Source organism: Endozoicomonas sp. ISHI1, from assembly GCF_024606225.1.
In the GTDB taxonomy this organism is placed as follows: Bacteria; Pseudomonadota; Gammaproteobacteria; order Pseudomonadales; family Endozoicomonadaceae; genus Endozoicomonas_A.
The window spans coordinates 189,850-205,652 of record NZ_JAGRPU010000005.1 but is presented as its reverse complement, the minus strand read 5'-3'; the positions used below and the strand labels follow the sequence as shown (position 1 = coordinate 205,652).

Annotated in this window: 9 protein-coding genes; 1 reads left to right on the top strand and 8 read right to left on the bottom strand. The window is 44.9% G+C overall.

Annotation, left to right across the window (positions count from 1 at the left end):
* Positions 1 to 228 precede the first annotated feature (228 nt).
* On the top strand, positions 229 to 405 hold the full coding sequence (locus KBW69_RS06030) for a hypothetical protein (RefSeq protein ID WP_257276133.1): 177 nt from the start codon (positions 229 to 231) through the stop codon (positions 403 to 405).
* 10 nt (positions 406 to 415) lie between these two features.
* Here the strand turns inward: KBW69_RS06030 and KBW69_RS06025 are convergent, their stop codons facing one another.
* From KBW69_RS06025 to KBW69_RS05990, 8 genes are all read right to left on the bottom strand, one after another.
* Positions 416 to 2,263, bottom strand: a complete 1,848-nt coding sequence (locus tag KBW69_RS06025) for an F-box/WD40 repeat-containing protein (RefSeq protein ID WP_257280288.1) — start codon at positions 2,261 to 2,263, stop codon at positions 416 to 418.
* A 480-nt stretch (positions 2,264 to 2,743) separates the two neighbouring features.
* The gene (locus KBW69_RS06020) at positions 2,744 to 3,379 is read right to left on the bottom strand and encodes a hypothetical protein (RefSeq protein ID WP_257252638.1); all 636 of its coding nucleotides are present in this window, start codon (positions 3,377 to 3,379) and stop codon (positions 2,744 to 2,746) included.
* A 169-nt stretch (positions 3,380 to 3,548) separates the two neighbouring features.
* Positions 3,549 to 5,357: a hypothetical protein gene (locus KBW69_RS06015; RefSeq protein WP_257280287.1), complete on the bottom strand. Its 1,809-nt coding sequence runs from the start codon at positions 5,355 to 5,357 to the stop codon at positions 3,549 to 3,551.
* Between the two features lie 114 nt (positions 5,358 to 5,471).
* Positions 5,472 to 7,457: a WD40 repeat domain-containing protein gene (locus KBW69_RS06010; protein WP_257280286.1), complete on the bottom strand. Its 1,986-nt coding sequence runs from the start codon at positions 7,455 to 7,457 to the stop codon at positions 5,472 to 5,474.
* Positions 7,458 to 7,642: 185 nt separating this feature from the next.
* On the bottom strand, positions 7,643 to 9,496 hold the full coding sequence (locus KBW69_RS06005) for a hypothetical protein (protein WP_257280285.1): 1,854 nt from the start codon (positions 9,494 to 9,496) through the stop codon (positions 7,643 to 7,645).
* 273 nt (positions 9,497 to 9,769) lie between these two features.
* The gene (locus tag KBW69_RS06000) at positions 9,770 to 11,623 is read right to left on the bottom strand and encodes a WD40 repeat domain-containing protein (protein ID WP_257280284.1); all 1,854 of its coding nucleotides are present in this window, start codon (positions 11,621 to 11,623) and stop codon (positions 9,770 to 9,772) included.
* Positions 11,624 to 12,065: 442 nt separating this feature from the next.
* Positions 12,066 to 13,859 (bottom strand): WD40 repeat domain-containing protein, encoded by a 1,794-nt coding sequence (locus KBW69_RS05995; RefSeq protein WP_257280283.1) that lies wholly within the window; start codon positions 13,857 to 13,859, stop codon positions 12,066 to 12,068.
* A 200-nt stretch (positions 13,860 to 14,059) separates the two neighbouring features.
* The gene (locus KBW69_RS05990; protein ID WP_257280281.1) at positions 14,060 to 15,739 is read right to left on the bottom strand and encodes a WD40 repeat domain-containing protein; all 1,680 of its coding nucleotides are present in this window, start codon (positions 15,737 to 15,739) and stop codon (positions 14,060 to 14,062) included.
* Positions 15,740 to 15,803 lie beyond the last annotated feature (64 nt).

Here is a 15,803-nt window from a genome sequence, read left to right as displayed (position 1 = left end):
ATGTAAAACTCTGCATGACAGAGATTACAGTGCGAGTTTGAACCTTGATAATTATGGTCGAGACACGTTACAGCTCGACGTTAAACCCTACGCAAGAGTGGAGTTAGACACGATTCGTCGTGCATCCGCGGTGACGGCGTAAATAAGTCTACATAATTACAGATTATGTTAGATTTTTAGTAGCGGATGCAGAAAGAATTATATGATCGTAAGATTCAGAAAGAGGACATGCTCGATAGAGTTAATGTGAATCAGGCTTTACAGCTTTTGAGCACAAGCGACAATCCGGCAGAAAGGCAACTGGCTCAGGATATTTTTGCCCAATCAGGTAACGGCGCTTTAGGTGACTTGCCCGGAGAGGGCAAACGGTTTGCCGGGTTAATGTGGGGCCGGGCTAACGAGTGACAGCAAATAATCAGTCATCCATCCTTAGTTCAGTGATTTTCACCGTATTATTGTCGTGGATGGTCAACACATGGCCATCGGCACTGAAGATGGCTGACCTGATTCCACTGTTATCGTCGTGGATGGTCAACACATGGCCACCGGCTCTGAAGGTGGCTGACCTGATTCTACTGCGATGGGAAATGGTGGCTTTTTCTTTCCATGATCCATCGCTTAACTGGCCATAAATTTTCGCCGTTTTATCGTTTCTGGTTGTGACTATATGACGGCCATCGAGGCTAAAGGCTGCTGATTTGAAACCAGAAACACGGGAAATGGTCGCTTTTTTTTTCCAGGATCCATTGTCCATCTGGCCATAGATTTTCAACTTATTATCTCCACTGTGGATGATCACATGGCGGCTATCGGCACTAAAGGTGACGGATTTAATGCTCTCCAAATAATAGGAAATGGTCGTTTTTTTTTCCCACGATCCATCGTTCTTATGGCCATAGATTTTCGATTTTTTATCTTCACTGCGGGTGATCACACAGCGGCTATCGGGGCTAAAGGTGGCTGAGTAGACCCGATCACCATGGGAAATAGTGGTTGTTTCTTCCCATGATCCGTCGTCCTTCTTGCCGCAGATTATCGCCTTGCCATCGTTACTGGCGGTCACTAAATGGCGGTTATCGGCGCTGAATGTCGCTGATAAGACTGAACCCTCGTGGGTAATGATGGCTTTTTCTTCCCATGATCCATCGGCCTCCAGGCCATGGATTTTCGCCCGAACGAAGCTGGTGGTCACCACATGGCGGCCATCGGTGCTGAAGGTGGCTGACTTGACAGGACTATCATGGGAAATCGTGACTTTTTTCACCCATGATCCATCGTCCTGCATGCCACAGATTCTCGCCATGCTGCCTCCCATACAGACAGTCAATAAATAGCGACCATCGGCGCTGAGGGTGGCAGACTTGACAGGGCTATCATGGGAAATAATGGTTTTTTCTACCCATGACTCATCGTCTTGCTTGCCATAGATTTTCGCCTTGCCATCTTCACTGGCGGTCACCACATAGCGGCTATCGTCGCTGAAGGTAGCTGAGGAGACACGCTCATCATGGGAAATAGTGGCTTCTTCTTCCCATGATCCATCGTCTTTCAGAGCAAAAATTTTTGCGGTTTTATCGTCACTTGCGGTCACCATATGGCGGCTATTGATGCTGAAACTGGCCATATTGACGCGGCTATCATGGGAGATAGTGGCTTTTGCTGTCCATGATCCACCGTCCTCCCGGGAACAGATTTGCAACGTTTTATTGTTTCTAAGGATCAAAATATGGCGACCATCGCGGCTGAAGATAGCATCACTACCGTGGAGGGTGGTCTTTGTGTCTAATTTAAATGTTTTACATTCAGACATCAGTTTAGCGATAGAGGAAAAGAACAGCGCAGGAAAATAAATACTCTCTTGGCGATCGATGATTGACTTGATTAATGCCTCATCCTTTGTAAAGCGCCTCAGCCAACCCTCGAGTTGACCTTTATCTTTTGTAGTGACGATTGTCTCCAGCGTAGCCTGGTGTGATGAAGAAAACCGGCGATACCACGTCCTTGCTATTGAAGTATCATTTATGAGTATATTGTTAAGGTATGAATTTGCCCGTGCTAAACGGGTAATATCATGGGCCTGCAAATAGGAATAAATTTTGGATTGTATATCCATTGGTAAGTCGAGCAATAATGAAAGCTCTTTCTTGTCACGTACAATGACGTTCCTGCCCATAGCGGTACCACTGGTTCTTTCTGATCGAGCTTGTTCCGGTGTTGATGGGAGTGAACCACCAAAGCAGGAAAGGTTTTTTATGGAGTTCATAGTTTGTTTCTCAATAGTTATTTTTAACTTTGGATAGCAGGGATATTCAAAGTTGATTCTGGAAGATAGACTCGGTTTTTGCTTAAAAGTTCACGACATTGATGTAAGCGTAACTAACAGGAAAACAGGGGGTTGATCTGGGAAAATGATAATAAACAGGCCTGTCTGACAACCATCAGACACTAGGAGCCTGTCGGACTTGAGCGTCCGTAGCGAGGATTGCAAGAAATTGAGGATAAAAGTTTCTGGTTCTGAGGAAAATAGCGAGCTATTTGACGAAGAAGCAGGAATTTTTAGACCAATTTATTGCAACCGCAGTAGGACAGTCTTAAGTCCGACAGGCTCCTGGAATAGGATATGGCAAGAGTTTTTTTGACACTATTTTTCGAAAACTTTTTCGGAAACTATTTACGCTATCCTGGCAAGCTGATGTTTAAAGTTCCCTTTGCGGCTCATCAGCTGCACAAAGCAAGATCGAAGCTAATCAGAAATTTTTGTATAGATTCTCATTCCTGTGTGTAATGCAAAAACTGGCCATTGAGCATCTGCGATAAAATCACCATTTTTGTTATTGAATGAACAGGCATCAGCCGAAAATTTAGGCTCTAATTGATACATTTCAGGTCTGTAACTAGCCAGTAAAGACGGCGATGTGAGTACGGTAATTTGATGATTAAGAATGCCAGAACTTAAAAGCCCAAAAGAACAACGGCCTATCAAAGATTCTCGAACACACATACGGTAGTGACCCCCCATAAGAACAAGGCTTGTAATCTTTCTTTCTTTTAAAAAAGGCAATAAGGGAGGCTCAGTTTTTGCGTTAAGCACACCTAGCGCTTGCTTGGTGCAGTGAAAATCTGGTTTTTTAATAACATCATAGATATGCCTTGGATGTGCTTCTTTGTGCTCATGAACGACAATGATTCTACATCCAAGCTCTTTACAAAAGCGAAGGGTTTCTTGTTGGCTTTGTTTTCTAACAAGATGATTCTCAACAGTCTCAGAACTCCATTTTTTATCCATCTCATCTATTACGATGACTGCCGTGTTGGCATGATGCTCTGGTTTATGAAACTTAACGATATCTCCAAGTAATGAACCGTTTATTATTGTCATTAATCACTCTCCTTTTAAGTCTTTAGCTTATTGGACAATAATCTAAATTCATTGTTTGATATTTTGTTATGGTGATTAACATTCTTGTCATTAAGACTAAGTAGTCAAGGTCGCCTTTCAATGGATGGCGGCGGTAGCCTGGTTAATCTGCATAAAAAGTTCAAGCTAGTCATTCATCCATCCTTAGCTCAATGATTTTCGCCGGCTCATTTTCATGGATGATCAACAGATGGCCATCGGCGCTGAAGGTGGCTGAGGTGATCCCTCTAAGATTGGAAATGTAGGCTTTTTTCTGCCATGTCCCATCGCTTGTCTGGCCATAAATTTCCGCCTCGTTATTGTTAGTGGTGATGACCACATGGCGTCCATCGATGCTAAAGCTTGCTGATTTGAGATATGAAACAAAGAAAACGACGGTTTTTCCTTCCCAGGATCCATTGAGCTTTCGGCTATAGATTTTCGCCTTCCTGTCTACACCGAGGGTGATCACATGGCGGCTATCGGCGCTAAAGGCTACTGAGTTGATTTGCATATGATGGGAAATGGTAGCTTTTTCTTCCCATGATCCATGATCGTTCTGGCCATAGATTTTCGCCTCATTATCTTGACCGTGGGTGATCACATAGCGGCTATCGGGGCTGAAGGTGGCTGAGTAGACCCAACCATTATGAGAAATGGTGGCTTTTTCTTTCCATGATCCGTCTTCCTGACCATAGATTATCGCCCTGCCATCTTGACCGGAGGTTACCATATGGCAGCTATCGGCGCTGAAGGTGGCAGAGAGGAAATGATCTCCATGGGAAAAGATGGTTTTTTCTTCCCATGACCCATCGTCCTCCAGGCCACAGATTTTGACCTTGAGACCTGTATTGACGTTGCTATCTGCACTAAAGGTGATCATATGGCGGCTATCGGCGCTGAAGGTGGCTGATATGACTGAATCATCATGGTGAATGATGGCTTTTTTTATCCATGACCCATCGTGAATCTTGCCATAGATTTTCGCTTTGCAATCATAGCTGGTGCTCACCACATAGCGACCATCGGCGCTGAAGGTGGACGATGATACTAAAGTGTTGTGGCTAATAATGGCTTTTTCTGTCCATGACCCATCGTCTTCCCGGCCGTAGATTTTCGCCTTGCCATTGATACTGGTGGTCACTACAAAGCGACCATCGGCGCTGAAGGTGGCTGATGTGAGAGGGTTATCATGGGAAATGATGGCTTTTTCTTCCCATGATCGTTCGTCCTTTTTACCATAGATTCTCGCCTTGCCGTCTGCACTGGCGGTCACCACATAGTGGCCATCGTTACTGAGCATGAATGATCTGACAGAACCATTATGGGAGATAGTGCCTTTTGCTTGCCATGATCCGTCGGTCTCCCGGCCATAGATTTTCACCGTTTGACGATCACAGATGCTCACCAGATAGTGACCATCGGCACTCAAGGTAGCTGAGTTGATCTCGCCATAATTGGGAAGGGTGGCCTTTGTCTCAAATTTAAATGTTTTACATTCAATCATCAGTTGAGTGAGAGTGGAAAAGAACAGGGCAGGGCAATAAAAACTCGCCTGGCGATCCATGACTGATTTGACTAATGCCTTATCCTTTGTAAAACGGCTCAACCAATCCTCGAGTTGATCTTTATCTTTTGCAGTGCCGATGGTTCTTGGAATAGCCTGGTGAGATGAAGCAATCTGGCGATACCATGCCCTTACCAATGATGCATCATTTTTGAGAGCGTTGTTAATGTATGAATTTGTCAGTGTTAAACAGACAATATCACGAGTCTGCAAATATCTATAAATTTTGGATTGTATTTCAATGGGTAAATCGAGCAATAATGAAAGCTTGTTCTTGTCACGTACAAAGACGTGCCTACCCATAGCGGCAGCACTTGGTGTTTCTGATTGAGATTGATCGGGTGTCGATGAGAGTGGGTCACCAAGGCAGGAATTTTTATTTATGCAATCCATCGCTCGTTTCTCAAAAGTTTTTATTTATCCTTGATTAGCAAGGGTATTTAAAATTGATTCTGAAAGTCAGAGTCGGTTTTAGCATGAAAGTTCATAACATTGATGTCAGTGAAACTAACAGGAAAACAGTACTTTGATTCTTGCCGGGTGGGTGTTGCAGTTAGTGGGTAACAGCAAACCATCATTCATACTTAGTTCAGTGATTTTCGCCCTGCCACCGATAGTCAACACATGGCCATCTTTACTGAGGCGGGCTGAACGGATTTTACCAGGATGGGAAATAGTGGCTTTTTCTTCCCATGATCCATCGCTGTTCTGACCATAAATTTTCGCCGTTCCATCGAAACTGGCAGTGATCACATGGCGGCCATCGATGCCGAAGGTTGCTGATCTGATATCCCTAAGATGAGAGATGATGGCTTTTTCTTTCCATGATCCATTGAGCTTCAGGCCATAGATTTTCACCGTTTTATCTTCTTTACTGAAGGTCATGACATGGCGGCTATCGGAGCTGAATGTGGCTGAGTAGATACTGTTGTTATGGGAAATGATGGCTTTTTCTTCCCATGACTCATCATCATTCTTGCCATAGATTTTCGCTTTGCCATCTGAACTGGCGGTCACCATATGGCGGCTATCGGGGCTGAAGGTGGCTGAGCGGACCCATAATCTGTGGGAAATGGTGATTTTTTCTTCCCATGATCCGTTTTTCTTCAGGCTATAGATTATCGCCCTGCCATCATAACTGGAGGTCACCAAATGACGGTTATCGGAGCTGAATGTGACTGAGCTGTGCTCTTTATCATGGGCAATGATGGCTTTTTCTTCCCATGATTCATCGGCATCCAGGCTATAGATTTTTGCCCTGCCATCATCTATGGTGATCACCACATGGCGACTGTCGGAGCTGAAGGTGACTGAGACAACACAGTCGTCATAGGAAAGAATGGCTTTTTCTAGCCATGACCCATCGTTCTTCTTGCCATAGATTTTTGCTCTGCTATCCATGCTGGCGGTCAACAGATAGCGGCTGTCGGGGCTGAAGGTGGAAAAGTAAACAGACTCATCATGTAGAATGATGGCTTTTTCTGCCCATGACCCATCGTCCATCAGGCCATAGATTTTCGCCCTGTAATCTCCACTGGTGGTCACTACATAGCGACTATCTCTGCTGAAGGTGGCTGATTTGAGATATTTATCATGGGAAATAGTGGCTTTTTCTTCCCAAGATCGTTCGTCCTTCTTGCCATAGATTTTCGCCTTGCCGTCGTTACTGTAGGTCAACACATGGCAGCTATCGGGGCTGAAGGTGGCTGAATTGACCCAGCAATTGTGGGAAATAGTGGCTTTTTCTTCCCATGATCGTTCGTCTTTCTTGCCATAAATTTTCGCCTTGCCATCCAGGCCAGCGGTCACTAAATAGCGGCTATTGGCACTGAAGGTGACTGATCTGATGTATTCATAATGGGAGAAAGTACCTTTTGCTTGCCATGATCCATCGCTCTCCTGGCCATAGATATCCACCGTTTTACCATCACTGTTGCTCACCAGATAGTGGCCATCGTCACTGAAGGCAGCTGATTCGATCCTGCCATTAATGGGGAGGGTGGCTTTTGTCTCTAATTTAAATGTTTTACATTCAGACATCAGTTTAGTGATAGTGAAAAAGAACAGTGTGGGAAAATGAATACTCGATTGGCGATCCATGACTGATTTGACTAATGCCTCATCCTTTGTAAAACGCTTCAACCATTTCTGGAGTTCATCTATATCTTTTACAGTGACGATTGTCTTTATCAGAGCCTGGTGTGATGGAGCAAACCGCCGATACCATGCCCTTGCCATTGAATCATCATTTTTGAGCGTGTTGTTGATGTATGAATTTGCCCGTGTTAATCGGGTAATATCATGAGCCCGCAAATAAGTAAAAATCCTCGATTGTATTCCCAGGGGCAAATCGAGCAATAATGAAAGCTTGTTCTTGTCAAGTACAATCACTTCCCTACCCATACAGATAGCACTGGGTGTCTCTGAGTGAGAATGATCGGGTGTTGATGAGAGTGGCTCACCGAGGCAGGAATGGTTATTTATGCAGTCCATGGTTCGTTTCTTAAAAGTTGTTGTTTTCCTTGGTTGGCAAGTCTATTTAAAATTGATTCTGCAGCTTAGAGTCGGTTTTACTATGAAAGTTCATAACATTGATCTCAGCGAAACTAACAGGAAAACAGGACTTTGATTCTTGCCAGGCAGGTGTTGCAGAATAATTAGTGAGTGACAGCAATCAGTCATTCATCCATGCTTAGTTCAGTGATTTTCGCCGACCCATCTTCATGGATGGACAACACATGGCCATCGACGCTGAAGGTGGCTGACACGATCCCTCTGGGATAGGAAATGGTGGCTTTTTTTTGCCATGACCCATCGCTTACCTGACCGTAAACAATAGCAAGATGAGAATCTAACGGCGGGAGTAAACTAAAAAATGTATGTCTTAACTGGTGATAAATAAATTCCGACACATTATCGTTATTGGCAGTGACCAAATGGCTGCCATCGGCGCTGAAGGATGCTGATCTAATATACAAACCACTACAAATGGTGGTTTTTTCTTCCCAGGATCCATTGACCTTACGGCCATAGATTTTTACCTTCCTGTCTTCACCGTGGGTCATCACATGGCGGCTATCGGAGCTGAATCTGGCTGAGTTGATCTGTTTATTATGGGAAATGGTAGCTCTTTCTTCCCATGATCCATGATCGTTCAGGCGATAGATTTTCGCCTTTTTATCTCTACTGCGGGTGATCACACAGCGGCTATCGGGGCTGAAGGTGGTTGAGAGGACCCAATCATTATGAGAAATGATGGCTTTTTCGTTCCATGATCCGTCTTCCAGACCATAGATTATCGCCCTGCCATCTTGACCGGAGGTTACCATATGGCTGCTATCGACGCTGAATGTGACAGAGAAGAAACGATCCTCATTGGGAAAGATGGCTTTTTCTTCCCATGCCCCATCGTTCTCAAGGCCACAGATTTTCATCCTGTTACCTTCACAACAGGTGATCATATGTCGGCTATCGGCGCTGAATTTGGCTGACCAGACTGGTTTGTCATGGGAAATGATGGCTATTACTATCCATGACCCATCGTTCATCTTGCCATAGATTTTTGCTGTATGATCCAGACTGGTGGTCACCATATAGCAACTATCGGCGCTGAAGGTGGCTGATGTTAAAGAATCGTGGCTAATGATGGCTTTTTCTGCCCATGACTCATCGTCTTCCAGACCATAGATTTTCGCCTTGCCATCGTGACTGGCGGTCACTACATAGCGATCGTTGGCGCTGAAGGTAGCTGACATGAGACGATTATCATGGGTAATAGTGGTTTTTTCTTCCCATGAATGTTCGTCCTTCTTGCCATAGATTCTCGCATTGCGATCTTCACTGGCGGTCACTACATAGTGGCCATCGTTACTGAGCATGAATGATATGACACGACCATTATGGGGGATAGTGCCTTTTGCTTGCCATGAACCATCGGTCTCCCGACCAAAGATTATCACCGTTTTACTATCGCTGACGCTCACCAGATAGCGGCCATCGGCACTGAAGGTAGCAGAGTTGATCTTGCCATTATTGGGGAGGGAGGCTTTTGTCTCAAATATAAATGTTTTGCATTCAATCATCAGTTTAGTGAGAGTGAAAGAGAACAGAGCAGGAAAGTCAATACTCCCATGACGATCCATGACTGACTTGACTAATGCCTTATCCATTGTAAACCGGCTCAACCAATTCTCGAGTTGATCCTTATCTTTTTCAGTGACGATTGTCTTTATTAGAGCCTGGTGTGATGAAGCAATCTGGCGATACCATGCCCTAGCCATTGAAGTATCATTTTTGAGCGTGTTGTTAAGGTATGAATTTGCCCGTGTTAAATGGGCTATATCACGGGTCTGCAAATAGCTATAAATTTTGGATTGTATTTCAATGGGTAAATCGAGCAATAATGAAATCTTGTTCTTGTCACGTACAATGACGTCCCTGCCCATAGTGCTAAAACGGGGTGTCTCTAATTGAGTTTCGGGTGTTGATGAGAGTGGCTCACCAAGGCAAGAATGGTTATTTATGCAGTCCATCGTTCGTTTCTTAAAAGTTGTTCTTTTCTCTGGTTGGCAAGGATATTCAAAATTGATTCTGCGGCTTAGAGTCGGTTTTAGCATGGAAGTTCATAACATTGATGTTAGTGAAGCTAACAGGAAAACAGGACTTTGATTCGGGAAAATGATCAATAAGTAGAAATCAGGTTTCTGTCTTTCAGAATGGCTCTCAGGGCTATTGATTGCATGATCCTCACTTCGGGTCAGAACCTGAAACCCACCAAAAACCATTTGCCGATTGAAAGCAATCAGTCACTCATCCATCCTTAGTTCAGTGATTTTCGCCGACTCATCTTCATGAATCGTCAACACATGGCCATCGGTGCTGAAGGTGGCTGACTTGATCTCACTATCATGGTAAATGGTGACTTTTTTTTGCCATGATCCGTCGCTTACCCGACCGTAAACAATAGCAAGATGATAATTTACCGGCAGCAATAAATTAAATAATGTATGTCTTAACTGGTCACAAATAAATTCCGACGCACTATCTTTATTGGCTGTGACCAAATGGCTGCCGTCGGCGCTGAAGGATGCTGATCTAATATACATATTATTGAAAACGGTGGTTTTTTCTTCCCAGGAGCCATTAACCTTACGGCCATAGATTTTTACCTTCCTGTCTTCACTGAGGATCATCACATGGCGGCTGTCGGCGCTAAAGGTTGCTGATGTGATTGTCATATGATTGGGAATGGTAGCTCTTTCTTCCCATGATCCATGATCGTTCAGGCCATAGATTTTCGCCTTATTATCTTCACCGTAGGTGATCACACAGCGGCTATCGGGGCTGAAGGTGGCTGAATAGACCCAACCGTTATGAGAAATGGCGGCTTTTTTTTTCCATGATCCGTCTTCCAGACCATAGATTATCGCCCTGTCATCTCGACCGGAGGTTACTATGTGGCGGCTATCGGCGCTGAATGTGGCAGAGAAGAGACGATTCGAAAAGATGGCTTTTTCTACCCATGACCCATCGAGCTCCAGGGCATAGATTTTCACCTTATTATCTTCACATTCGATGATCATATGGCGGCTATCAGCGCTGAAGGTGGCTGATATGAGTGGATGATCGTGGTAAATGATGGCTTTTTGTATCCATGACCCATCGTCCTTCTTGCCATAGATTTTCGCTTTGCTATCTGAACTGGCAGTCACCAGATAGCGACTATCAGCGCTGAAAGTGGCTGATCTTACTGAAAGATCGTGGCAAATGATGGCTTTTTCTGCCCATGACCCATCGTCTTCCAGGGCGTAGATTTTCGCCTTGCCATCGTCACTGACGGTCACTACGTAGCGGCTATTGGCGCTGAAGGTAGCTGATATAACAGTTTTATTATGGGTAATAGTGGTTTTTTCTTCCCATGATCGTTCGTCCTTCTTGCCATAGATTCTCGCCTTGCCATCTACACTGGCGGTCACTACATAGTCGCCATCGTTACTGATCATGAACGATATTACACGACCATCATGGGAGATAGTGCCTTTTGCCTGCCATGAACCATCGGTCTCCCGACCAAAGATTATCACCGTTTTACTATCACAGACGCTCACCAGATACTGGCCATCGGCACTGAAGGCAGCAGAGTTGATCTTGCCATTATTGGGGAGGGAGGCTTTTGTCTCAGATGTAAATGTTTTACATTCAATCATCAGTTTAGTGAGAGTGGAGAAGAACAGAGCAGGAAAATAAAAACTTGCCTGGTGATCCATGATTGACTTGACTAACGCTTTATCCTTTGTAAAACGGCTCAGGCAATCCCCGAGTTGATCTTTATATTTTGCAGTGACGATTGTTCTTGAAATAGCCTGGTGTGATGAAGTAAACCGGCGATACCATGCTTTTGCCATTGAAGCATCATTTTTGAGCGTGTTGTTAATGTATGAATTTGCCCGTGTTAAACGGGCAATATCACGGGTCTGCAAATATCTATAAATTTTGGATTGTATTTCAATGGGTAAATCGAGCAATAATGAAATCTTGTTCTTGTCACTTACAATGACGTCCCTACCCATAGTGGAAGAACGGGGTGTCTCTAATTGAGATTGATCGGGTGTTGATGAGAGTGGCTCACCAAGGCAAGAATGGTTATTTATGCAGTCCATAGTTGGTTTCTTAAAAGTTGTTCTTTTCTCTGGTGGGCAAGGATATTCAAAATTGGTTCTGCGGCTTAGAGTCGGTTTTAGCATGAAAGTTCATGACATTGATGTCAGTGAAACTAACAAGAAAACAGGACTTTGATTCGGGAAAATGATCAATTAAGTAGAAAGCGGTTTTCTGTCATTCAGCACATGCAGAATGGCCCTTCGGGTCACTAGCAGCCTGTCGGACTTAAGGCTGTCCTACTGCGGTTGCAATAAATTGGTCTAAAAATTCCTGCTTCTTCGTCAAATAGCTCGCTATTCTCCTCAGAAGCAGAAATTTTTATCCTCAATTTCTTGCAATCCTCGCTACGGACGCTTAAGTCCGACAGGCTGCTAGCTGCAATCCACCAAAAACCATTTACCCATTGAACTGGGCAGATACTTAATGAGTGAGAGCTAACAATCAGTCATCCATCTTTAGTTCAGTGATTTTTGCCGCCTCATCTATATGGGTGGTCAAAACATAGCCATCGGCGCTGAAGATGGCAGATCGAGTACCACCAGGATGGGAAATAATGGCTTTTTCTCCCCATGATCCATCGCTGTTCTGACCATAAATTTTCGCCGTTCCATCGAAACTGGCGGTGACCACATGGCGGGCATCGACGCTAAAGGTGGCTGATCTGATACTCCGAAGATGAGAGATGATGGCTTTTTCTTGCCATAATCCATCGTCATTCTGACCGTAGATTTTCACCGTATTATCTCTACTACGGGTGATCAGATGGCGGCTATCGGCGCTGAATTTGACAGACTCGACTGTTTTGTCATGGGAAATGATGGCTTTTTCTTCCCATGATCCATTGTCGTCTTTCTGACCATAGAGTTTCGCCTTGCCATCGCCACTGCCAGACAATACATAGCGGCTATCTGGGCTGAAGGTGGCTGAGTAGAGCTCGCCATCATGGGAAATAGTCGCTTTTACTTCCCACGATCCATTGTCGGCCAGGCCATGGATTCTCACCTTTTGATCTTTAGTGGCGGTCAATACATAGCGGTCATTGGCGCTGAAGGCTGCTGAGTAGAACCAGCTATTGTAGGAAATAGTGGTTTTTTCTTCCCATAACCCGTCGTCCAGGCCATAGATTTTCATCTTGTTGTCTCTGCCACGGGTGATCACATAGCGGCCACTTGCGCTGAACCTGGCCGAGTAGACCTCCTTGTCGTGGGAAATAATGGTTTTTTCTGCCCATGACCCATCGTCACTCCGGCCATAGATTTTCGCCTTGCCATCTTCACTGGCGGTCACTACATAGCGGCTATCGGCGCTGAAGAAGGCGGATTCGACAGGACGATCGTGGTGAATGATGGTTTCTTCTACCCATGAACCATCGTCGCACCGGCCATAAATTTTCGCTTTGCGATCTCCACTGGCAGTCACTACATAGCGACCATCGGCGCTGAAGGTGGCTGAGTTGACACAGCGATGATGGATAATAGTCGCTTTTTCTTCCCATGTTCCATCGTTCTTCTTGCCGTAGATTATCGCCTTGTAATCGTTAATGGTGGTCAACACGAAGAGGCCATTGGCGCTGAAGGTGAGCGCTATGACGTCGTCATCATGAGAGAAAGTGCCTTTTGGTTGCCATGATCCATCGCTCTTTTGGCCGAAGATTCTCAAGCTGTTATCGTCAGTAGCGCATGCCACATGGTGGTCATCGGCGCTGAAGGCAGCTAACCTCACCCCACCATCACTGGGGAGGATGGCTTTTGTCTCTAATTTAAATGTTTTACATTGAGACATCCGATTAGTGAGGGTGAAAAAGAACAGAGCAGGAAAGTAAATACTCCCATGACGATCCATGACTGACTTGACTAATGGCTCATCCTTCGTGAAACGCTTCAACCATTTCTGGAGTTCATCTTTATCTTTTACAGTGACGATTGTCTTTATAAGAGCCTGGTGTGATGAAGCAAACCGGCGATACCATGCCCTTGCCATTGCAACATCATTTTTGACCGTGTTGTTCATGTATGAATTTGCCCGTGTTAAATGGGCAATATCACGGGTCTGCAAATAAGTAAAAATTTTGGATTGTATTCCCGGGGGCAAATCGAGCAATAATGAAAACTCACTCTTGTCATGTACAATGACGTCCCTACCCATAGTGGTAGTAGTTGGTGTTTCTGATTGAGATTGATTGGGTGTTGATGAGAGTGGATCACCAAGGCCGGAATGGTTATTTATGCAATCCATAGTTCGTTTCTTAAAAGTTGTTGTTTTCCCTGGTTGGCAGGGATATTCAAAATTGATTCTGCGGCTTAGAGTCGGTTTTAGCATGAAAGTTCATAACATTGATGTCAGTGAAACTAACAGTTAAACAGGACGTTGATCCGGGAAAATGACCAATGAGTAGAAAGCGGGTTTCTGTTGCAGAAGAATAATGTGGGGTTGGGTCAATGAGTGACACTAAACGATCGGTCAATCATCCATAGTTCACTGATGTTCGCCCTATTACCGTCATGGATGGTCAACACATGGCCATCGACGCTGAAGGTGGCTGACCTGATCCCTTTGCGATGGGTAATGGTGGTTCTTTCTTTCCATGATCCATCGCTCCCCAGGCTATAAATTATCGCCTTGCCAACAATACTGTAGATGACAACATGGCTGCCATCGGCGCTAAACGTTGCTGATGTAAGACCATAAGCGGAAATGATAGTTTTTTCTTCCCAGGATCCGTTGTCCTTCCGGCCATAGATTTTCACCTTGTTATCGGAACCGTGGGTGATCGCATGGCGGCTATCGACGCTAAAGGCTGCTGAATGAATATGCGAATCATGGGAAATGGTCATTTTTTCCTCCCATGATTCATCGTCCTTCTGCTCATAGATTTTCGCCATTTTTTCACTACTGCAGATGATAAAATGGCGGCTATCGAAGCTGAAGGTGGGTGAGTTGCCCCGGTTTTCATGGGAAATAGTGGCTTTTTCTTCCCATGATCCATCGTCCGTCTTGCCGTAGATGATCGCCTTGCCATCGTAACTTGAGGCCAACACATGGCGGCTATCGGCGCTGAAGGAGGCCGAATTGACATAACGATCGTGGCGAATGATGGCTTTTTCTTCCCATGAACCATCGGCCTTCAAGTCATGGATTCTCACCTTTTGATCGCCACTGACGGTCAGCAAATGGCGACCATCGGCGCTGAAGGTGGCTGGGTCGACCCATTTATCATGGGAAATAATGGCTGTTTCAATCCATGACCCATCGTCTTTCTTGCTATAGATTTTCGCTTTGCCATCAAGACCGGCGGTCACCACATAGCGGCCATCACTGCTGAAGGTTGCCGACAGGACAAAATGATCGTGGCGAATAACGGCTTTTTTTACCCATGACCCATCGTCCTTCTGGCCGTAGATTTTCGCCTTGCCATCTTTACTGGCGGTCACTACATAGCGACCATCGGCGCTGAAGATGGCTGAGTAGACAGTGTCGTCATGGGAAATAGTCGTTTTTTCTTTCCACGATCCATCGCGCTCCCGGCCATAGATTTTCCATGTTTTATCGTCACAGGCGATCATCAGGTGGTGGCCATCGGCGCTGAAGGTAGCTGAGTCCTCTGAACTACTACAGGGGATGCTGGCTTTAATCTCTAATTTAAATGTTTTACATTCGGACATCAGTTTGGTGAGAGTGGAAAAGAACAGTGCAGGAAAATGAATACTCCCATGGCGATCCATGACTGAATTGACTAATGCCTCATCCTTTGTAAAACGCTTCAACCATTTCTGGAGTTCATCTTTATCTTTTGCAGTGACACTCGACTTTATTAGAGCCTGGTGTGATGAAGAAAGCTGGCGATACCATGCCCTTGCCATTGAATCATCATTTTTGAGCGTGTTGTTAATGTATGAATTTGCCCGTGTTAATTGGCTAATATCATGAGCCCGCAAATAGGTGAAAATTTTGGATTGTATTCCCGGGGGCAAATCGAGCAATAATGAAAGCTTGTTCTTGTCACGTACAATGACGTCCCTACCCATAGTGGTAGTAGTTGGTGTTTCTGATTGAGATTGATCGGGTGTTGATGAGAGTGGCTCACCAAGGCCGGAATGGTTATTTATGCAATCCATAGTTCGTTTCTTAAAAGTTGTTGTTTTCCCTGGTTGGCAGGGATATTCAAAATTGATTCTGCGG